At 38.5% G+C, this 22,027-nt stretch carries 19 protein-coding genes and 1 pseudogene; 18 read left to right on the top strand and 2 right to left on the bottom strand.

What is annotated here, in order from left to right; genetic code table 11:
• The first annotated feature begins 2 nt into the window (after positions 1 to 2).
• The 14 genes from MUW56_RS01420 to MUW56_RS01355 all read left to right on the top strand — a co-directional run bounded on the left by MUW56_RS01420 (position 3) and on the right by MUW56_RS01355 (position 16,549).
• Positions 3 to 716 carry an SDR family oxidoreductase gene (locus tag MUW56_RS01420; RefSeq protein ID WP_292011503.1) on the top strand — a complete coding sequence of 238 codons (714 nt, stop codon included), beginning with the start codon at positions 3 to 5 and terminating at the stop codon, positions 714 to 716.
• A 542-nt stretch (positions 717 to 1,258) separates the two neighbouring features.
• A complete protein-coding gene (locus MUW56_RS01415) occupies positions 1,259 to 1,918 on the top strand; it encodes a KGG domain-containing protein (RefSeq protein WP_292011502.1) in 660 nt (219 codons plus the stop codon).
• Between the two features lie 71 nt (positions 1,919 to 1,989).
• On the top strand, positions 1,990 to 2,571 hold the full coding sequence (locus tag MUW56_RS01410; RefSeq protein ID WP_292011501.1) for a ferritin-like domain-containing protein: 582 nt from the start codon (positions 1,990 to 1,992) through the stop codon (positions 2,569 to 2,571).
• A 153-nt stretch (positions 2,572 to 2,724) separates the two neighbouring features.
• Positions 2,725 to 4,860 (top strand): catalase, encoded by a 2,136-nt coding sequence (locus MUW56_RS01405; protein ID WP_292011500.1) that lies wholly within the window; start codon positions 2,725 to 2,727, stop codon positions 4,858 to 4,860.
• 50 nt (positions 4,861 to 4,910) lie between these two features.
• A complete protein-coding gene (locus tag MUW56_RS01400; RefSeq protein ID WP_292011499.1) occupies positions 4,911 to 6,077 on the top strand; it encodes a zinc-dependent alcohol dehydrogenase in 1,167 nt (388 codons plus the stop codon).
• Between the two features lie 41 nt (positions 6,078 to 6,118).
• Complete coding sequence (locus MUW56_RS01395) at positions 6,119 to 6,619, top strand: CinA family protein (protein WP_292011498.1); 501 nt, start codon at positions 6,119 to 6,121, stop codon at positions 6,617 to 6,619.
• A 57-nt stretch (positions 6,620 to 6,676) separates the two neighbouring features.
• Complete coding sequence (locus MUW56_RS01390) at positions 6,677 to 8,200, top strand: FAD-dependent oxidoreductase (RefSeq protein WP_292011497.1); 1,524 nt, start codon at positions 6,677 to 6,679, stop codon at positions 8,198 to 8,200.
• 9 nt (positions 8,201 to 8,209) lie between these two features.
• The gene (locus MUW56_RS01385) at positions 8,210 to 8,863 is read left to right on the top strand and encodes a DUF6766 family protein (RefSeq protein WP_292011496.1); all 654 of its coding nucleotides are present in this window, start codon (positions 8,210 to 8,212) and stop codon (positions 8,861 to 8,863) included.
• Between the two features lie 401 nt (positions 8,864 to 9,264).
• Complete coding sequence (locus tag MUW56_RS01380; RefSeq protein WP_292011495.1) at positions 9,265 to 10,740, top strand: response regulator; 1,476 nt, start codon at positions 9,265 to 9,267, stop codon at positions 10,738 to 10,740.
• A gap of 5 nt (positions 10,741 to 10,745) precedes the next feature.
• On the top strand, positions 10,746 to 14,357 hold the full coding sequence (locus MUW56_RS01375; protein ID WP_292011494.1) for a response regulator: 3,612 nt from the start codon (positions 10,746 to 10,748) through the stop codon (positions 14,355 to 14,357).
• Positions 14,358 to 14,372: 15 nt separating this feature from the next.
• Positions 14,373 to 14,738: a response regulator gene (locus tag MUW56_RS01370; RefSeq protein WP_292011493.1), complete on the top strand. Its 366-nt coding sequence runs from the start codon at positions 14,373 to 14,375 to the stop codon at positions 14,736 to 14,738.
• Positions 14,738 to 15,568: a protein-glutamate O-methyltransferase CheR gene (locus MUW56_RS01365; RefSeq protein WP_292011492.1), complete on the top strand. Its 831-nt coding sequence runs from the start codon at positions 14,738 to 14,740 to the stop codon at positions 15,566 to 15,568. The genes MUW56_RS01370 and MUW56_RS01365 overlap by 1 nt, the downstream gene beginning before the upstream one ends.
• A gap of 10 nt (positions 15,569 to 15,578) precedes the next feature.
• Complete coding sequence (locus tag MUW56_RS01360; protein ID WP_292011491.1) at positions 15,579 to 16,148, top strand: chemotaxis protein CheB; 570 nt, start codon at positions 15,579 to 15,581, stop codon at positions 16,146 to 16,148.
• A 29-nt stretch (positions 16,149 to 16,177) separates the two neighbouring features.
• Positions 16,178 to 16,549, top strand: coding sequence for a response regulator (locus tag MUW56_RS01355; RefSeq protein WP_292011490.1), 372 nt, complete (start codon positions 16,178 to 16,180; stop codon positions 16,547 to 16,549).
• 166 nt (positions 16,550 to 16,715) lie between these two features.
• On the opposite strand, the gene MUW56_RS01350 is transcribed toward MUW56_RS01355, so the two are convergent.
• Positions 16,716 to 17,015, bottom strand: coding sequence for a hypothetical protein (locus MUW56_RS01350; protein ID WP_292011489.1), 300 nt, complete (start codon positions 17,013 to 17,015; stop codon positions 16,716 to 16,718).
• A 155-nt stretch (positions 17,016 to 17,170) separates the two neighbouring features.
• Between MUW56_RS01350 and MUW56_RS01345 the strand changes: the two are divergent.
• Together MUW56_RS01345 and hemH are read left to right on the top strand one after the other, a co-directional pair.
• Positions 17,171 to 18,453, top strand: a pseudogene (locus tag MUW56_RS01345) (deoxyribodipyrimidine photo-lyase).
• A 43-nt stretch (positions 18,454 to 18,496) separates the two neighbouring features.
• Positions 18,497 to 19,525, top strand: coding sequence for a ferrochelatase (gene hemH, locus MUW56_RS01340; RefSeq protein WP_292011488.1), 1,029 nt, complete (start codon positions 18,497 to 18,499; stop codon positions 19,523 to 19,525).
• Positions 19,526 to 19,644: 119 nt separating this feature from the next.
• On the opposite strand, the gene MUW56_RS01335 is transcribed toward hemH, so the two are convergent.
• Positions 19,645 to 20,238: a Crp/Fnr family transcriptional regulator gene (locus MUW56_RS01335; protein ID WP_292011487.1), complete on the bottom strand. Its 594-nt coding sequence runs from the start codon at positions 20,236 to 20,238 to the stop codon at positions 19,645 to 19,647.
• Positions 20,239 to 20,444: 206 nt separating this feature from the next.
• Here MUW56_RS01335 and MUW56_RS01330 point away from each other — a divergent pair, with 206 nt between their 5' ends.
• Positions 20,445 to 21,128, top strand: a complete 684-nt coding sequence (locus MUW56_RS01330; RefSeq protein WP_292011486.1) for a MarR family winged helix-turn-helix transcriptional regulator — start codon at positions 20,445 to 20,447, stop codon at positions 21,126 to 21,128.
• 223 nt (positions 21,129 to 21,351) lie between these two features.
• On the top strand, positions 21,352 to 22,014 hold the full coding sequence (locus MUW56_RS01325) for a MarR family winged helix-turn-helix transcriptional regulator (protein ID WP_292011485.1): 663 nt from the start codon (positions 21,352 to 21,354) through the stop codon (positions 22,012 to 22,014).
• The last annotated feature ends 13 nt before the right edge of the window (positions 22,015 to 22,027 follow it).

Here is a 22,027-nt window from a genome sequence, read left to right as displayed (position 1 = left end):
ATATGGAGGTTTTACAACTGCAAAATAAATCCGTACTCATTACAGGAGCTGACAGTGGAATAGGAAAAGCTGTTGCTTTACTTTTTGCCCGGGAAGGAGCAGATATTGCATTTATTTATTTAAAGGATCATCAGGATGCCGAAAATACCAGAAAGGAAATTACTGAATTGGGCCGCAGAGCGATTTCTTTTAGCGGTGATATTAATGATGCCGGATTTTGTAAAGAAGCAGTAACGAAAACAGTTGCTGAATTTGGCGGAATTGATATTCTGATCAATAATGCAGGCACACAGATTCCCTGTGATACGATTGCAGATCTGGAAGAAGAAAATATCAGAAAAACTTTCGATTCAAATATCATAGGAATGATCCTCTTGACAAAAACCGTATTTCCATACCTGAAACAGGGAAGCGCAATTATCAATACAACATCAGCCGTTGCCTATATGGGGCATGAGGAACTGCTGGACTATTCTGCGACCAAGGGGGCTATTGTTTCTTTTACCCGCTCATTGGCCCTACAGTTAAAACCCAAAGGCATCCGGGTGAATGCCGTTGCTCCGGGACCGGTCGCTACACCCCTTACTGAAAAAACATTTGGTGAACAGGAAGAAGATGAACACAAGCCGCCTTTGGAGCGCAATGCTTCAACAGATGAAATTGCCACCAGCTTCCTGTTTTTAGCAAGCCATGCGGCAGCTCAGATTACAGGCTAGGTTTTGCATCCTAACGGAGGGTTAATTGTAAACGGATAAATGATGAAGGGAGTAACGATTCATTTTTTCCGGGGACTATTTCGTACAACTAATGGATTTTTAACAGTACTCCCTGTTCTGTACAGTGTTTCTGCAACGAAAGCAGATCCCCTTGTTCCGTATCTTTTTGATCAGCACATTTTTCATGCTTTTTAATGAAAAATCACGCGACCGCTATTACTCTTTTGCGTCGGGATAGATTTTCCTGGCTTTCCTTCGGCTTTTTCAAATTTGCCGGTCATTTTATGTGAGAATAATAGGCGTAAGCAGCTTTGCAAAAATAAAAAATAACAGGAAATACGGGCGATGTGACTCAGATCATAAAATACTTTATGGTAATCCGGTAACTTTGGAATACCAATTTACAAGTTCAACTTTCATGTTGCAATAACAGAATATTTAAAAAAAAAATTCAAACAAGCATCAAATCATTAATTGTTATTTAATACTAGTCACGGGTAACAATTAATATATCACTTACTATTAATATAAAAAATTCAGTTATGAACACTAGAAATTCAAACAATCGAAGTTCAAGACGCAGTTCTTCAGACAATGAATCAAGATCAACCCTTGAAGAAGTTTATCAACTAGGTTATGACCACGGTTATAATGATGCTTCTCAAGATGAAGATTATGATGATGATTTCTCAGAATTTGAGGATTATTATGATGATTATGACGACGATGATGATTACGATGAAGATTATGATGACGACTATGATGATGATGACTACGATGATGACGATAACGACAACAGAGGCCGTAGAAGTTCAGGTGGAAACCAGCAAAGAGACAGCAGAGGACGATATTCATCAGGAAGCGGAAGTTCCCGTGGCAATTCGGGTAATTCCAGTTCAGGAAGAAGATCAAACTCATCTTCAAACTCAGGACGTTCCTCATCATCTGGAAGAGGAAGAAGCTCTTCATCAGGAAATAGCTCTCGTTCATCAAGTAATTCCGGAAGATCAGGCAGCTCAAGAGGATCAAACAACTCTAATTCTAATTCAGGCTCAGGAAACAGCACCTCAAAAAGAGGTTTTGCATCTATGAGCAAAGCAGAACGTACAAGAATTGCACGTATGGGAGGCCAGGCTTCTCACGGCGGAGGCAGATCTTCAGGTTCTGGAAGATCAGGATTTGGAGGCAGACGTAATTCATAATTCATTATACAGGTCACTTCTTTCGTGAAGAAAGGAGTGACTTTTAATAATCAAACACCACACATCATATTATGGCAACCAAGACAGAAAACAATACAACCGCTACAGATAAAAAAGTAACCGCAGGAAATGCTGTTGTTAATGAGAAAGAAATGAAAAATTCTTCTTTACACCAATTTTTTGTTGATGCATTAAAAGACATTTACTATGCTGAGCACAAATTAGTAGATGCGCTGCAAACGATGCATGATGCTGCAACTACTGAAGAATTGAAAGACGCTTTCGAAGACCACCAGCTGCAGACCAAAAAGCATATCAGCCGCCTGGAGAAAGTGTTTAAACTCATCAGTGAAACGCCGGAACAGAAAAAATGCGAGGCCATGGATGGATTGATTAAAGAAGGCGAAGAAATTATAAAATCAACTGAAGAAGGTTCAATGACAAGAGATGCTGCATTAATTATTGCAGCACAAAAAGTAGAACATTACGAAATTGCAACCTATGGCGGTCTTGCCCAGCTTGCCATTACAATGGGACACGACAAAGCTGCTGATCTCCTGGAAAAAACGTTACAGGAAGAAGAAGACACAGATTATAATCTTACAGAAATTGCAGAGACATCAATTAATTTTGATGCCGAGCAGGAAGATTAATACCCTGTAAATCCATATAATTCCAAGCCATATAGAAATTTCCTATATGGCTTTTAGACAGTGCGTTATATTAAAAATAACAGAGGGCAGCCTTATAAGTTTGGTCATATTATTGCATTCATTTACCAATACACACCACAAAAATTATCTGATATGAAAAGTAAAGAAAATCAAAACGAAAAGTTAAATCAATTAAATTCGTTAAGTACATCAAACGAAAATGAAAAACTAACCACGAATCAAGGATTAAAAATTAATAATAATCAGGATTCTCTAAAATCCGGAGACAGAGGTCCCACTTTATTGGAAGATTTTATTTTAAGGGAAAAAATTACCCATTTTGATCATGAAAGAATTCCGGAAAGAATTGTTCATGCCCGTGGTTCAGGAGCTCATGGTATTTTTAAGCTTAATAAAAGTCTTGAAAAATATACCAAAGCAAAATTTTTAACTGAAGTGGGAAAAGAAACTCCTGTTTTCGTAAGATTTTCAACGGTAGCCGGAAGTAAAGGAAGTACAGACTTGGCAAGAGATGTAAGAGGTTTTGCCGTTAAATTTTATACGGAAGAGGGCAATTATGATCTTGTAGGGAATAATATTCCGGTGTTTTTTATTCAGGATGCAATGAAATTTCCTGATTTGATCCATGCGGTAAAACCTGAACCCGACAATGAAATTCCGCAGGCTGCTTCTGCCCACGATACATTTTGGGATTTTATTTCATTAATGCCTGAAAGTATGCATATGATCATGTGGGCAATGAGTGATCGTGCCATTCCCCGAAGTCTGAGAATGATGGAAGGTTTTGGTGTTCATTCATTTAAATTTATTAATAACGAGGGAGCGGTTCACTTTGTGAAATTCCATTTTAAACCGAAATTGGGAGTGCATTCCGTTGCCTGGGATGAAGCGCAGAAAATCTCCGGAGTTGATCCCGATTTTCATAAAAGAGATCTTTGGGAAGCTATTGAAAGCGGGCATTTCCCTGAATGGGATTTCGGAGTACAAATTATTCCTGAAGAAGATGAAAACGATTTTGATTTCGATCTGCTGGATCCTACCAAACTTGTTCCTGAAGAAGTCGTTCCTGTACAGATCGTCGGAACTTTAACCTTAAATAGAAACCCTGACAATTTCTTTGCAGAAACAGAACAGGTGGCTTTCCATCCCGGTCATCTTGTTCCCGGAATAGATTTCAGCAACGATCCTCTACTGCAGGGCAGATTATTCTCTTATACCGATACCCAGCTATCAAGATTAGGATCTCCGAATTTTCATGAAATCCCGATCAACCGATCTGTTAATACCGTTCACAATAACCAGCGTGACGGCCACATGAGACAGCAGATCGTAAAAGGAAAAGTAAGCTATGAACCCAATTCTATAGGAGGAGGATGTCCTTTTCAGGCCATGATGAAAGAAGGAGGATTTACTTCTCATCAGGAAAGGATTTCGGGGACGAAAATCAGAGCCAGAAGCGAAAGCTTTGTAGATCACTATTCTCAGGCAAAATTATTCTACAACAGCCAGTCAAATCCGGAAAAAGTACATATTCAAAAGGCTTTAACTTTTGAATTGTCTAAAGTGAATATTCCTGAGATCAGAGAAAGGGTAGTCGGCCAGCTTGCTTTTATAGACATGGATCTGGCTGAAAAAGTAGCCCAAAAATTAGGGGTAACAGTCAAAAAACCGGAGCAGCCTAATCAAAGTATTCCTGCAGATGCCAATCCTGCCGATCTGCAAAGCGAAGAAAGAGAGCCTAAAACAAAAATTTCTGAAGCGCTAAGTATGGAAAATACCGTTAAAGATACGATTGAGAGCCGGGTAATAGGATTTATTGTAGGAAACGGAGCCGATGCCAATGCGGTCAATACATTAAAAACAAAACTTGAAAACCAAAAAGCAAGAGTGGATTTCATTGCCCCGAGTTTAGCCCCCGTAAAAGCTAATGACGGAAGTTTAATCACTCCAAAACATACGTTAACCAATACTTCAAGCGTGTGTTTCGACGCGCTTTATATCTGTTCAGGTGAAAATTCTGCTAAAGAACTTTTAAATCCTGAAAATAAACACGCTGTTTTGAATTTCGTAAATGAAGCTTATAAACATTGCAAAGCCATCTATTTTGGAGCTGAAACCGATGAAATCTACAACGCCAGTAACGTCAATGATAAAAAGCATGAAGATCCTGCCATCATCACTTCTGACCATAAAAAAAGTGACGAAGATTTTATAAAAGCAGTTGCACAACATCGTGTTTGGGAACTCGAAAAAGAAAGAAATAGCTAGACGCCATACAATTTTAAATAACACACCACACATCAAAATATATTAAAATTATGAAAGCTGCAGTTTTTCACGCTCCGGGTAAAATTACCTGCGACACGATTGACGATCCCATCATTCAGGATCAAAATGACATTATTTTAAGAGTTACCTCAACCGCAATTTGCGGAAGTGATCTTCATATGTATTCAGGAGGAATGCCTCAATTGAAGCCTATGGTTATGGGCCATGAATTTATGGGAATTGTCGAAGAAACAGGCAAAAATATCAGCCATCTCAAAAGCGGAGACCGGGTTGTGGTTCCTTTTCCCGTAGCTTGCGGAGGATGTTATTTTTGCCAGCATGATCTTCCCGGTGCCTGCGAAAACAGCAACCCTGATCACTATGGTCCTGAAGGCGGAATTCTTACCGAAAAAGGCGGCGGAATGTTCGGGTATACTGATCTTTACGGCGGGTACAATGGTGGACAGGCACAATATGTAAGAGTTCCATACGCTAATTTTGGCCCCCGGAAAGTTCCTGAAAACCTTACGGATGAACAGGTTTTGTTTTTAACGGATATTTTCCCGACGGGCTATACAGGGGTGATGTGGGGTGAATTAAAAGGAGGGGAAACGGTTGCTGTTTTCGGAGCCGGACCGGTGGGCTCAATGGCTGCTAAAAGTGCAATTCTTCACAACGCGAAAAAAGTTATTGTGATCGATACTTTGCCTTACCGGTTAGAACAAATTAAAAGATTGACCGGTTGTGATACGATTCTATGGGAAAATGCGGATCAAACTGTTGAACAAATCAGGGATTTAACAGACGGCCGGGGTGCTGATCTCTGTATCGACGCCGTAGGTTTTGAGCCTGAACGAAGTTTTTTAGACAAAGCAAAAGCATTGATCAACTTCGAAAAAGGGTCTATTAAAGTTTTGGAAGCCTGCCTGAGCGGAGTGAGACGTGGCGGGATTGTCTCTGTTCTCGGGGTTTATCCTGTGCATTATGACAATTTTAAACTCGGACAGATTTTTGATAAAGGAATCACCTTGAAAGCCGGTCAGTCACCTGTACATGCCATTATCGATAAACTTTTAAAATATATTGAAAACGGACAGGTAAAGCTGGAGGACATTATTACCCATCGTCTTTCTCTGGATGAAGTGGCAAAAGGCTATGAAATTTTCCATAAAAAAGAAGACGGATGCGTAAAAGTAGTATTGGATCCCTGGAAATAACGGGGTAGAAATTTAAATTGTAATTAGTACCTATCAATGCCATGAAATTTCAGCAAAACTTACTTGAATATATTAGTAATTCATTAATTACGGTCAATGAAACTGTTTCAGTTGCAGAAAGTGTAACATCAGGATTAATACAGCTTGCCTTTTCTCAAATGCCCAATGCAAGCTTATTTTATAAAGGGGGAATAACGGCCTACACCTTGCCTGAAAAAGTGAAATTTTTAAATATCAATCGGATCGAAGCTAAAGAAAATGATTGTGTCACTCAAAATATTGCCGATACCATGGCGCTGAATGTTGCACAATCATTTGAAACAGATTGGGGGATCGCGATTACGGGCTATGCAACACCTGTCAGAAGCTCGGGGTTTAAAATTTTTGCTTTCTTTTCTTTTGGTTACCAAGGTGAAACTGTGCTTTCGAAATGTATTGAACTTCATCCCAAAACACAGGCTTTGGATGCTCAATTATTTTATACTGAATTTATTCTGGGTTGCTTTAAAACTGAGCTTAACAAACTTATCATTTCAAATTAAAAGAGCCGGGAATATAGGATTTCCATGTAAAAATGATCACTTAAAAAACAAGTCATTATGAATAGGGACGGAGCACGAAAAAGTATCTGGCAGGAAGAAATCAAAAGATTTTCTTCTGACGGAGATTGTAATCAACAGTTTGATGTCGCGATTGTGGGTGGCGGGATTACCGGTGTTTCCACTGCTGTTAAACTGCAGCTTTCCGGTAAAAAATGTATCCTCCTGGAAGCTTCAAATATAGGTTTTGGAACCACCGGAGGAACGACTGCCCATTTGAATAATTTCTTTGATACTACGTATGCCCAGACAATAAAAGATTTTGGTTTACAGAATGCAAAACTTCTTAAATATGTAGGAATCGAGGCCAGGAATATCATTAAAAACAATATCCGGGAATTTAACATCGACTGCGATTTTGAAAATAAAACGGCTTATCTTTTCGCTTTGGATGAAAAGCAGGAAAAACAATTGAATGAGATTGTGGAAGGAGCTCTGCAGGTAGGGCATCAGATGATTTTCACCCATGATATTCCTTTTCCCATCCCTTTCAGAAGAGCAGCTGTAATTCCCGATCAGGGGCAATTTCACCCAATAAAATATAGCAGGGGGCTTGCCGGAGCTTTTGTGAACGCAGGGGGCCTTATTGTGGAAGATTGCCTTTGTGAAAGCCATGATGAACAAGAGGATACAGTAATTTTAAAGACATCAAAAGGAAATGTAAAAGCCCATAAAGTAATCTATGCCACCCATATTCCTCCGGGCCTCAACATTCTTAATCTTTATGTTGCCCCTTACCGGAGCTATGCAATGGCCTTTAGCTTAAACGGTAAAAATTATCCTAAAGATTTGGGCTATGATCTCACCGATCCCTATCATTATTACAGAATTCAGAATATCAACGGTGAAGATCTGTTGATTGCAGGAGGCGAAGATCATAAAACAGGTCATGCAGATGATACCGGAGAATGTTTTTCTAAACTGGAAAATTATGTCAGAACCTATTTTGACGTGGGTACTGCGGTTTACAGCTGGTCAAGCCAGTACTACGAGCCCGTTGACGGAATGCCTTACATCGGAAAATTACCGGGCAGTGCCGGTCATGTTTATGTTTCAACCGGTTTCAGGGGGAACGGAATGATGTTCGGGACTATTACATCTCAGATTTTAAGTGATTTAATTCTCAACGGATCAAGTAAATACGAAAAGCTTTTTAATCCCGCCAGAATAAAACCAATGGCAGGGTTTTCAAACTTTATAAAAGAAGGTGTAAATGTTGTGACGGATTTTATAAAAGATAAAATTTTTATTGAAAAAATTGATTCGCTGACAGAGCTTAAAGAAGGAGAAGCTAAAATTATACAATATGAAGGCGAATCTTATGCCGTTTATAAAGAAATCAAAGGGAAGCTGCATATCTTAAAAAGTACCTGCCCGCATGCAAAATGCGAAGTGCGGTGGAACAGTGCTGAAATAAGCTGGGACTGCCCATGCCATGGCTCACGTTTCAGTGTTAACGGTAAAATGCTTACGGCACCTGCTGTTCATAATTTACAGAGAATCACTCCCGGACAGGAAATATAAATTATACCTATGTCTAAACAAAGCTTTATTTACAGAAACAGCTTGAGCATTGTGCTTATTATTCTGATGCTTTCATGCTGGGCCGGTCAGTTTTTTACAGGTTGGAAAACCGAAAATAAGGAATTGGCGGAAGAAGGGCAGGCTGTACTGAGCTTAGGCGAATATATTCACAGCGGTCATTTTATTCAAGCTACTTTTGAAAACTGGGAAAGTGAATTTTTACAGATGATGTTATATATTTTGCTTACCGTTTCTTTACGCCAAAAAGGGTCCAGCGAGTCAAAATCTTTAGAGGAAAAAGAAGAGGTAGACAGGGAGCCTGTTTCACACAGAAAAGCACCCTGGCCGGTAAAGAAGGGAGGACTTTGGCTTGTCATATATAAACATTCTTTATCTCTGGCCTTTGCCATTTTATTTATAGTGAGCTTTGCTTTTCATTTTTATGGAAGCCTCAAAGATTTTAATACGGAGCAAATTTCTAAAAATGAGCCGGCTGTGACTGCTATGAAATATATTAGTGAGTCAAGATTTTGGTTCGAATCCTTACAAAACTGGCAGAGTGAATTTTTAGCTGTTTTTTCTCTTGTGGTCCTTTCAATTTGGCTTCGTGAGAAAGGCTCTCCTGAATCTAAACCTGTTGATACCCCTCATGACGAAAATTAAGTGCATTTAATCATTTTTATTTGAATGATGGGAGTTTCAAAAATACAGAGGAAACAGACACGATGCTTCATTTTTAAACGGTTATAATATTTTATGAGGAACTATCTTCACTCATCCCTATGGCAGTCTCTATGGAATGAATAGCCATGTACTTTAATCCCCACTGTTAAAAGTTTCCGGTTTGTGAATCCGTACAGTTTTTAAAATGATGAGATAAGATTATTCTTTATACAGATGGGTAGCATGTTTTTTTAGGGGACTAACCCGGATATCATCAGTATCTTAGCACAAAATGTGGTATGTAATATCAATTCAAAGTCTTTAAAAATACATGTTTTTTGAAATATTGTGAGTATTTTTGAACCTAAAGTAAATATAATTAATTATTGATTTTAGCTTCTATGATTTTAATTGTTGATGACAACCAAAGTAACCTGTACTCACTACAAAAGTTACTCGAATCCAAAGATTTTCAAGTGGATACTGCCGATTCCGGTGAAGAGGCCCTGGGCAAAGCGCTGAAAAATGATTATGCCCTAATTATTTTAGATGTTCAGATGCCGGATATGGATGGTTTCGAAGTTGCTGAAACTTTGGCAGATTACAGTAAAACAAAAGAAGTTCCCATTATTTTCTTATCGGCCGTCAATACTGACAAAAAATTTATAACACGTGGCTATGCTTCTGGAGCTAAAGATTATGTAACGAAGCCTGTAGATCCTGAGATCCTTTTGCTTAAAGTGAAAACTTTTTATAACCTTCAGGAGCAGAATATGGCGATGAAAAAGACGCAGCAGAATCTGGAGATGGAAGTGAAAGGAAGAAGGGAGTCACAGGTTACGATGAAATCTCAGATTGATCATTTCCATCTGATGCTGGAGTCTCTTCCCCAGATTGCATTTACATTGAATGAAGAAGGAATCGTTGATTTCGTCAATGGTCAATGGTACCATTACTCTGACTCTGAGCAGAGTTTTCCGGAAACACATCCGGATGATCCCGATATTCAGGAAGAATTTGAAAGATGCAGAAAGAAAGGAAAAGCGCTGGAGCTGGAGATCAGAATTAAAAGTGCCGGTACCGAAAAGTACCGCTATCATTTGCTTCGGGTAACTCCGGTGTATGATGAAGGACGTATTAAAAACTGGGTGGGAACTTTTACTGATATAGACGGACAAAAGAAAGCAGAAAAGGAAAAAGATGAATTTTTAAGTATTGCCAGTCATGAATTAAAAACTCCTTTAACCAGTATTAAAGCTTATGTTCAGTTACTGGACAGGAAATTAAAGCTGGATAAAGAAAGCTCCGAAGCGGGGTTTGTAACCAAAGTCCAGGGTCAGATTGAAAAACTCAACACCTTGATTACCGATCTTCTGGATGTTTCCAAAATTGAAAACGGAAAACTCAAAATTAATAAAAAACCTGTTAACCTGGAGAAAGTGATCAGTAATGCTATTGAAACCATTCTGCAGACGCATGATGAAAATAAAGTGAGAATTGAACGCCACGGCATGAAACCGGATATATTGATTCCTTTGGATGAAATCCGTATAGAACAGGTGCTGATCAATTTCCTCACCAATGCCATTAAATATTCTCCCCACAACAATCAGGTGATCGTGACCACATTCGTAGATGATGAAGCACAGGAGGTAAGAGTAAATGTAACAGATTTTGGAATCGGTATTCCGGATTTTAAGCAGGAAGCGGTATTCCGAAAATTCTATCGTGTAGAAGAATCTTCACTGCAGTTTCAGGGAATGGGTATCGGATTGTTTATCTGCTCTGAGATCATTAAACAGCATCATGGAAGTGTTGGTGTTTCGAGCATCGTAGGCGAAGGATCTACATTTTATTTCACCTTACCATTAAATTAAATTTCATGCCGAAAAAAATTATACGAAATCTCCAGTTTGGAGTAGGCCTTTCGCTTTTGATTTTAATTGCCAGTTCCATAGCTTCCTATTGGAGTATCCAAAATCAGATGAATCACCGGGAAAGTCTTTCCAAAAGCAGGCGTTCAGTCACAGCGGTTAAAGATGTCCTGATTGCATTATTGGATGCAGAAACGGGAAACAGAGGCTATCAGCTGACCGGAAGAGAAGATTTTCTTGAACCTTATAAGCGCGGTTTAAAAGAATACCCAAAAGCAATTGAAAGGGCAAAATCATTAGGCTTACAGGATAGAATCCAAATGGAACGGCTTAATAGCCTTGAGCAGAACGTTAATGGTACGATAGCCTATCTGAAACAGCTGGTTGACAACAGAAGCAGAGGTATTGTGATGAGCCAGCAGCAGATTCTGACCGGAAAAGCCTATATGGATCGATGCCGGAAAACTGTAGGGGATTTTGTGCAGTATGAGGAAAGCCAGCTTGAAATTAAAAATAAAGCCCTTAACCGTTCCTCCGGAACCACCGTTTTGTTTATCCTTTTTTCAGCACTGGCAGCAGTAGTGGTGACTTCATTTTTCTATATTAAAATGAGGGCAGACCTGATCAGAAGAGACAAGCTGGAAAGAATGCTTAAGGAAAAAGATCAGGAAATGACAAGGCGTGTAAGTGCTATCCAAAGGATCGCCAACAGGGTGGCCAATGGTGACTACAGCGAAAAAGCGGTAGACAATGCACAGGATGATCTCGGAGACCTTGTTGATTCCCTGAACCATATGACAGAATCCCTTAAAATTTCTTTTGATAAAATAAATAAAAGCGACTGGCGCCAAAAAGGCCTTGCTTTACTGAATGAGTCCCTGGTAGGCAATAAAACCGTGAAGGAGGTTTCAGGAAAGGCCTTAAGCCAATTGATCGAATATGGTAACTGTATCAATGGTTCCTTATACCTTTATGATGAAGGGGTTTTAAAGCTTAACAGAGCTTTTGGGCTGGAAGCTAATATGAAAAAGAGCTTTGAACCGGGTGAAGGAATGGTAGGACAGGCTTTTATGAATGCTAAAATCCAGGTTTATAATAACCTTCATGAAGATGATTTTGTAGTCACTTTTGCCAGCAGTACCCTCAAGATCTACGGAATACTCTTAATTCCGATCTTTGCAGACGGTCATACCATTGGTGTTTTAGAATTGGGATCTACTTCCAGCTTTGATGAAGACAGAATCAGCTATTTTGTGGAATGCTGCATTAATATAGGAATTGCGCTGAGCGCTGCTAAAGGCCGTGAAAAGGAACAGCAGTTATTAGAAGAAACCCAGGCTCAGTCAGAAGAATTGCAGGTTCAGCATTCTGAGCTTGAAAATCTGAATACGGAACTGGAGGCCCAGACCCAAAAACTCCAGGCTTCGGAAGAAGAATTAAAGGTGCAGCAGGAAGAACTGATGCAGGCCAATGCTGAACTGGAAGAACGTTCGAGATTATTGGAAGAGAAAAACCATATGATTGCTGAACGCAACAATGAAATTCAGAAAAAAGTGGAAGAACTCGCCTTAAGCACCAAGTATAAGTCGGAATTCTTAGCTAATATGTCCCATGAACTGCGTACCCCGCTGAATTCAATCCTTCTTCTATCCCGTTTAATGGCTGAGAATCCGGATGAGAATCTGAATGAAGACCAGGTGGAATCTGCAAAAGTGATTCAAAGCTCAGGGACCAGTTTATTAACGCTGATTGATGAAATTCTGGATCTGGCAAAAATTGAATCCGGTAAAATGACCCTGGAATATCAGGATGTCGTGATTGAAGAAGTCGTTAAAGATTTGCAAAGTCTGTTTAATCCTGTATTTCAGGATAAGGCCCTTCAATTTAATATTCAGATAGATCATGATGTACAGAAAATCATTGAAACGGACCGTCTTAGAATAGATCAGGTATTGAGGAACTTATTGTCCAATGCCTTAAAGTTTACCACAGAAGGAAGTATAGGCTTACATATTAAAAAGCATTCAGAGAAACCTGATTTCATTATATTTTCCGTAAAAGATACAGGAGTGGGCATTGCAACGGATAAGCAGAAAATTATTTTTGAAGCATTCCAGCAGGCTGATGGATCTACCAAAAGAAAATTTGGGGGAACAGGGTTAGGCTTGTCCATAAGCAGGGAAATTGCAAGGCTTTTAGGCGGTGAGCTGGTGCTGCAAAGTGAACTGAATAAAGGAAGTGAATTCAGTTTTATCATTCCGGTGCATGCCATTACTGAAATTATTCAGCATGAAACAGACCAGGATTTGGTAGAGATTATTCGTGAAGATGTTGAGGAAATTCAAAGCATCCTGGATGATGGGGATTCTGAAGCTGTTCAATTACTGAATACATTGGAAATTCCTGAAGATGTAGCCGATGACAGGGATCATATCAAAAAAGGCGACAAAGTCATTCTGATTATAGAGGATGATACCAATTTTGCAAAAGCTCTTCTTAAATATGCTCATCTGCAGAATTATAAAGGAATTGTAGCGGTAAGAGGGGATCATGGTCTGTCCGCTGCACAGAAGTTCCGCCCGCATGCTATTTTACTGGATGTTCAGCTTCCTGTAAAAGATGGATGGGAGGTGATGGATGAGCTTAAATCTAATCCGGAGACCAGATCTATTCCTGTTCATATGATGTCTGTACTGCATCTTAAAAAAGAAAGTCTGATGAAAGGGGCCGTTGACTTTATCAATAAACCGGTCGCTTTAGATCAAATGACTGATGTATTCAGAAAAATTGAAGAAGCCCTAAAAAAAGGTCCGCAGAAAGTGTTGATCGTTGAAGAAAATGCCAAACATGCCAGTGCGCTGTCTTATTTCCTGAGTAATTTTAACATTTCCCTGTCCGTTGAACATAATGTTGAAGACAGTGTGAAAGCATTGACTACAGACCTTGTCGATTGTGTTATTTTAGATATTGGAAAGTCGAAAGGGAACGAATATCATGTCATAGAATCTATAAAGAGTTATGAAGGATTGGAAAATCTTCCGATTATTATCTTTACAGAACAGAATTTATCCAGAGAAGAAGAACTGAAAATAAAGCAATATGCTGATTCTATTGTGGTGAAAACAGCACATTCTTATCAAAGAATTTTAGATGAAGTCGGCTTATTCTTACATTTGGTGGAAGAAAAAAATAACTCCTCCGAAAACAATAGCGGAAGAGTGCTGGGTTCTTTAACCGAAGTTTTAAGCGGAAAAAAAGTATTGATCACCGATGATGATGTCCGTAACATCTTTTCTTTAACGAAAGCCCTGGAAAAATATAAGGTTGAAGTTATAGTAGCCATGGATGGAAAACATGCTCTTCAGCAGATTCACCAGCATCCTGATGTGGATGTTGTTTTAATGGATATGATGATGCCGGAAATGGATGGGTATGAAACGATAAAAGAAATTAGAAAAATGCCGGCGTTCGGAAGATTGCCGATCATTGCCATTACGGCAAAGTCGATGATTGGAGAACGTGAAAAATGCATTACGGCGGGAGCTTCGGATTATATCTCAAAACCTGTGGATATTGATCAGTTATTATCTCTGCTCCGTGTGTGGTTATATGAAAGTTAAACAGTTAAAATTCTGATGAGTAAGAAAATTTTAATCGTGGATGATGATCCGCGTAATATATTTGCACTGAAACTGACACTAAAGTCTCGTGGATATGCGGTGGAGAGCTGTATGATGGCGCAGGAGGCTATTGAGATCCTGAAGTCAGATCATCAGTTTTCTGTAGTCCTTATGGATATGATGATGCCGGGAATGGATGGCTATGAAGCGGTCAGGATTATAAGAAGCAGTCCGGTGCTTGCAGATATTCCCGTAATTGCTGTTACGGCACAGGCGATGCCGGAAGATCGTCAGAAATGTATTGAGGCGGGAGCAAAGGATTATGTATCAAAACCGATCGATGTAGACCTGTTAATAACGGCTATAGAAAAACTGACTTAATGCTGGAACCGAGTATTGTAAAAGATGAAGAAATAGAGTACCTGATCAATGATGTCTATGAAATGTATGGATATGATTTTTCGGGATACAGCAGAGCTTCCTTTAAGCGAAGGGTCAACCGTATCTGCCTGTTAGACAGGTTTACCAGCTTTGCGGAGCTCAGATATACGGTCATGAATGATTCCGAGTATTTAAAACGGTTCATAGAAGAAGTTACGGTAAACGTTACAGAAATGTTCCGGGATCCTCTTTTTTTTAAAACGTTGCGGGAGAAAATTCTGCCTCAGCTCGGGACCTATCCTTTAATCCGGATCTGGATCGCAGGATGCTCAACGGGAGAGGAAGCCTATTCTATGGCCATCTTGCTGAAAGAAGCCGGTCTTTATCATAAATCACTGATTTACGGGACAGATCTGAATCCATCTGTTCTGGAGACGGCGAGAGCCGGTGTCTTTCCCTTACAACAGATGAAACTGTATTCTGAAAATTATATTCAGTCAGGCGGTATAAAGGACTTTTCAGATTATTATACTGCGAATTATGATAGTGTGAAGTTTGACAAAAGTCTACAGGAAAAGCTCATTTTATCTACGCATAACCTGGTGTCAGACAGTTCTTTTAACAGTTTCCAGCTGATTATCTGCCGGAATGTTTTGATCTATTTTGACAGAGAACTGCAGGAAAGGGTTTTCCGGCTTTTTGACAACAGCCTGGAAAATTTAGGGTTTCTCGCTTTAGGAGCTAAGGAAACACTGAAGTTTTCGACAATTGATAAAAATTATCATCAGATTGATGAACAGAAAATCTGGAAGAAACTAGATCACCATTAACAGATCAGTCATGAAAATACAAAAAAATATAGAATTGATCATTATTGGAGGGTCGGCAGGAAGTTTACAGGTCATTATTGAGATGATCAAAAAATTAGATGATGTGCTGAAGATTCCTATTTTGCTGGTGATTCATCGTAAAGCTCAGTCCGGGAATATTTTGCAAACACTTTTACAGCAGTTTACACAGGTACCGGTCATTGAAATTGAAGATAAAACTGAAATTCAGAATAACAAGATATACATTGCTCCTGCAGATTATCATTTGTTATTTGAAAATAAGAGGAATATGTCTTTGGACAGCTCGGAAAAGATGAATTATTCCCGCCCGTCTATTGATGTGACTTTCAGGTCTGCAGCAGAAATTTATGGGGAGAATATGATAGGCGTATTATTGTCAGGGGCCAATGCAGACGGAGTTGAGGGCTTAAGCTACATAAAGAAAAATAACGGCCAGGTCTGGATTCAGGATCCGGAAACCGCAGAAGTGGATTATATGCCCAAACACGCTGTGGAAGAAATTGATTATGATTTAATTATTAAACCGGCTAATTTAGCGGATTATATAAATCATTTGTAATATATCGAACAAACATAAGTCTAACGAATATGAGTAAAAAGAGAATTTTGATTTTTGATGATGATACTGCTATTTTGGAAGTGGTCACCATAATTTTTGAAGAGAATGGCTATGAAGTTAAAATTTCGGAAACGTCACATGATATTCTTGAAAAAGTAGCCGAGTATAGGCCGGATGTTATTTTAATGGATAACTGGATTCCGAAAATCGGCGGGGTAGAGGCAACAAAGCTTCTGAAAAACAATGAAGAATTTAAAAATATTCCGGTAATATACGTCACGGCCAATAATGATATTGTTGCTTTGGCAACTGAAGCCCAGGCAGATGATTATGTGTCAAAACCTTTTAATTTGGAAGACCTGGAAGATATGGTCGCCAAATATATGAAAGAACAGGTATAAAATACATAAGATATTCATTGCCGCTTCATTGGATGCACAGAATAACGGCATAAGAAAAGCCCTCAAAATTTTATTTTGAGGGCTTTTCTTTATGATCTGCACAGGTTGCAATGTATTATTGACAATGCTTAACAGGCCTTATTGCTGCATTTCCGTATTGATAAACTTATTTGTTTTCTCTGAACATTTCTATTGCTGCCATCATTTGATCCCTGCTTAAAAGGCCAGTATTGATTTTATGAATCAAAGACTGTATTAAAAGATGAAGCTGTGAATCTGAAGTTATGGAATCCGAAAATGTCTTGACCAGGATCAGTTTTTTTGATACAATATTTCGGGTCATTACATATTCATTACTGAAAGAAATATCTATGTTCAGCTCCTTTTTTACCATTACATTAAAATAATCATCGATGAGATTTTTATCTCTTGTCAGGTTTAATTGATCAAATCTAATAGTATTCATAATTCTATTGTATTGTATTTTCAACAATCTTACATTAAAATAAAAACAGATTAAACTATGTTTACAAATATACTAATTTGAGTTTATAATTAGTATATTTGTTTACTATTTTACAATGCCGTTTATGGCAGACGGTAAAACAATTTTCTATTAAAATGAGTAAGATCAATATTTTTTGGTTCAGAAGAGATCTTAGGCTGGAGGATAATACAGGCCTGCATCAGGCGCTCCGTTCAGGGGTACAAGTTGTTCCCGTTTTTATATTTGATACCGGGATTCTTGATAAGCTTCATGATAGGTGTGATAAAAGAGTAGATTATATTCACAGGGCCTTGCAAAACCTTCATAACGAATTACAGCAATATAACAGCGGTATCCGTATTTATCACGGAAATCCACTGCAGGTTTTCAAAAAACTGGTTAAAGATTTCGATATTAATACGGTTTTCTGCAACAGGGATTACGAACCTCTGGCCATTCAAAGGGATAAGGCAGTCGCTGATCTGCTTTCAAAGCATGCTGTCAAATTTGCAGACTTCAAAGATCAGGTGATATTTGAAAAAAATGAAATACTTAAAAGCGACCGTTCACCCTATACAGTATTCACTCCTTATTCCAAAAAATGGAGGGAAAGCCTGAAGGATATTGAACATGTTGCTCCCGACCTTACCCATTGTGCCGTATTTCATGGCTCTGCAGAAATTATTTCGCTTGAGGAAATTGGTTTTAAAAAGACAACCGTAGAATTTGCAAAACCAGAACTCAATAAAAAGATTATAGCGTCTTACCAGGAATACCGGGATTTTCCGGCGATGAATAATACAACCCATCTCGGAACAGCACTTCGTTTCGGAACGGTTTCTGTAAGAAAATGTGTGAAATATGCTGTCAGGCATAGTGAAACCTGGCTTAATGAATTGATATGGAGAGAATTTTTTATGCAGATCCTGTTCCATTTTCCTGATGTTGTAGCATCATGTTTTAAAAAAAGTATGAGAATATAATCTGGAGAAATAATGAAGAGGAATTTAAGGCATGGTGCGAAGGCAGAACCGGATATCCGATTGTTGATGCAGGAATGAGAGAACTTAATGCAACAGGTTTCATGCACAACAGGGTAAGGATGATTACCGCAAGCTTTCTTACCAAACATCTTCTTATCGACTGGAGATGGGGAGAAGCCTATTTTGCCGGAAAGCTTTTAGATTATGATCTTTCAGCCAACAACGGGAATTGGCAGTGGGCAGCCGGCTGTGGTTGTGATGCAGCCCCGTATTTCAGGATATTCAATCCCTATGAACAGGCAAAAAAGTTTGATAAAGATGCTAAATACATAAAAAAATGGACTGCTGAAGACTACCGCGAAGAACCCATTGTTGAACATAAAAAAGCCCGGGAACGCGCATTGAAAACCTATAAGGAAGCATTAACAGAATAGCTGATCTTATAACCATATAAACCATTATAAAAAAATAAAAAAATTGGCTAAAAAAGGAATTTTACTGGTCAATCTTGGCTCTCCAAGATCAACCGCTGTAAAGGACGTAAAGGAATATCTTGATGAATTCCTGATGGATGAAAAAGTGATCGATTATCCTTGGATTTTCCGTGCTCTTCTGGTACGCGGAATTATTTTGAATACCAGACCTGCAAAATCTGCTGCAGCCTATACAACGGTTTGGACAGAGGAAGGCTCACCATTGATCGTCATTACAAAAAAAATACAGAAAAAACTTCAAAAAATAACGGATGTGCCGGTTGAGATCGGGATGAGATATGCAGAACCCAGCATTGAAACAGGAATCAGAAAACTGGTTGAAAACGGGGTTTCCGAAATTGTGCTTTTTCCGCTCTATCCGCAATATGCGATGAGTACCACCGAAACGGTAATCGAAAAAGCGGAAGAAGTACGAAAGAAAAAATTTCCCGATCTGAAGATACAGTATATCCAGCCTTTCTATCACCGGGATATGTATATTCGCTGTTTAGCGGAAAGTATTCAGGAGAAACTTCCTGAAAAATGGGATACATTGATGTTTTCTTATCACGGGGTGCCCGAAAGGCATATCTATAAGACTGATCCTACCAAAACATGTAATCTCAATGACTGCTGTTACAGGGAAACGAATCCCAGCCATCAGTTTTGTTACCGCCATCAATGTTTCAATACAACGGAACGCGTTATCGAAAAGCTTGGATTATCAAAAGACAAAGTCATTGTTTCTTTCCAGTCGAGATTGGGAAAAGATAAATGGATTGAGCCTTATACGGATCATACGCTGGAAACCATTCCTGCCCGGGGAATTAAAAATCTAGCGGTAGTTTGCCCTGCTTTTGTTTCTGATTGCCTCGAAACCCTGGAGGAAATTTCGGTGGAAGGGAAGGAGCAGTTTTTAGAAGCAGGAGGAGAAAACTTTCATTATATACCCTGCTTGAATGATGAAGACCGTTGGATAGAAGTCATCCGGACGTTATGCGAAGAGAAACTGGATCAGTTTTATCAGGTATAAATAATTTTTAGAATCAATTAAAAAGAGCTATAGGATCTTCTATAGCTCTTTTTACTGGGGAATGAAGTATTTTGTAGAGTGTAGTCCATAGATCTGTAAACATGATGGGAACAGAATGTTTAATAAAATATCTTTCTGTTTTGAAGTCTTACCAAATTAATATTATGCATTTTTTTAATCGTTCTGATAACGGTTTCCACCCGTAATCCCGTTAAGTTCGCCAACTGCTGTCTTGTAAGGGGAATCTGAAATGAATATTTATTATTGTCATCATTTCCTTTAAGGCAATCCATTACCGTTTTGATTTTAAGGATGGGATCCGGAGATGAAACGTTAAAGAGCATCACATATTTGTAATACAACCGGTCGGCAAGACATTTAAACATTCTGGAGGAAACCTCGGGATGTTGGTTCAATAAATGAAAGAAGTCGGTTTTGGGCAGTTTAAGTATCGTACAGGTGGTTTTAGCGGTGGCATTGGTGGGGTAGACCTTGTCGTCAAATAAAAAAGACTCTCCAAAGCTTTGACCGTCAGACAGAATGTTTTGAGTAAATTCTTTACCGTCTTCGTGGTAATTGTTAAGTTCAACAATACCATGTGTAATCTGAAAATAAAACTTAGGCAAATTTCCTTCATAAAAAATCGTTTCGTTCATTTCAAAGGTCTCATAATTTGCACCATAGGCCAATAATAAATCTTCACTTATTATCATGTCTCAAAATTTTAGGTTATTAATGAATATTTTTTGTTAAACTTTCCTTTCAGAGATTACAAATAGTAAACCATATTAAGATTATATTAATAAAAAATATACCACATTTTGTTATTTTAAAATGTTTGATAAGGTTTATATTTTAAAATGAATTGTAAATTGGCCAGTACAATTAAAAAGGTATATTTGTAAACTATTTATGCAATATGAATTATACCCTTATCAAAGACTTTATGGGGCTGCTGGAGCAGTTTGAAATGGAAAACCAGGATCACCCCAATGCTTATTCCGGAACTGTCCAGGGCTTTAAGGCATGGATGTTCGATAAAGAAAATGCGGCAGTGCAGAGAGAACTGGAAGAACCTTATTGGGAAGGCAAAGAAAATGGAAGAACTCCCGAAAGTGCGATCAATACTTTGCTTGTTCACCTCAACCGATATGCAAAGACCTATTCAAAATCAGCAATTTCAAATTCGGAGTTTTCTACGCAGGAAGACTTCATCTATCTGATCAATCTTAAAGCCTTCGGGCAGATGACCAAAATGGAGCTCATCAAAAAAAATATTCATGAAAAGCCTGTCGGCATGCTTATTATAGCCAGATTACTTCGCCAGGGCTGGATTGTGCAGACCGAATCCGATATCGATAAACGCAGTAAACTGATTCATATTTCTGAAGCAGGATTGGAGGCACTGGAAAATCAGATGGAAAAAATAAGGAAGGCTACCCATATTGTAGCCGGAAACCTTACCTATGATGAAAAAATGGATCTTATTCGAATTCTTAATAAACTGGACCGTTTTCATTATCCTATATTCTCAAGAAATATAGATGCCCATGAGCTTATCACTACGGTTTATGAAGAATATTCATTCGGAAAAAAGAAATGACGACTATATGTTCAGCGACAATGTAAGCCCCTTTTTTTAGGGGCTTTTTTGTATATATCAAGAGACATAAAAGTGTGCTGATAAAAACCGAAAAGCTTTGCCATTAAAAGGAGTGATTATTTTGCTTCCAGTATTCGTTTCGAAAAAATATTAAAGTTTATATTGTATATTAATATACTTTGTATTATTTAAATTAGTACATTTGTATACTAATTTGTTTTTTATGAATTACAAGCTTGTCCATGAGGTGGTAGAACTGGTTCACCAGTTTGAAACCGAAAATAAAAATAAAATGAATTACAGCAGCGACCTTACAGGTTTCAAAGAATGGGTAGCAACATCTTCCGAAGGCCGTTATTCAGCAAAGGAACCTTATTGGAAAGGAAAAGAAAATGGCAGAAGTGCAGAGAGTGTGATTAATACTTTAATAGTGCACATGAACAGATATGCAAAGTCATATTCTAAATCAGCAATCAGCGATTCAGTGTTTTCTACTCAGGAAGATTTTATCTATCTCACCACCCTGAAGTCGTTTGGGGCTATGCCAAAAATGGAGTTAATTAAAGAAAACGTACATGAAAAGCCGGCAGGAATACAGATTATTAACCGGCTGATTCATCATGGGTGGGCTGAACAGACGGATTCTGAAACGGATAAACGGATAAAAGTTATTAAAATAACAGAAAAAGGGCTTCAGGCTTTGGATGATCAAATGCATAAAATCCGCAAGGCTTCCCAGATTGTAACAGGAGCTTTAACCTATTTTGAAAAACTGGAACTCATCCGCCTGCTATCCAAACTGAATGAATTTCATCATTCTATTTACCGTAAAAATTTACAATCTAAAGATCTGCTGGATGCCGCCTATGATTATTTGCAAAATTAAAAATTCTAAAAAA

The sequence above is a fragment of the Chryseobacterium sp. genome (assembly GCF_022869225.1).
In the GTDB taxonomy this organism is placed as follows: domain Bacteria; phylum Bacteroidota; class Bacteroidia; order Flavobacteriales; family Weeksellaceae; genus Chryseobacterium.
The sequence above is the reverse complement of the archived record's forward strand: the minus strand, read 5'-3'. Positions and strand labels throughout refer to the sequence as shown.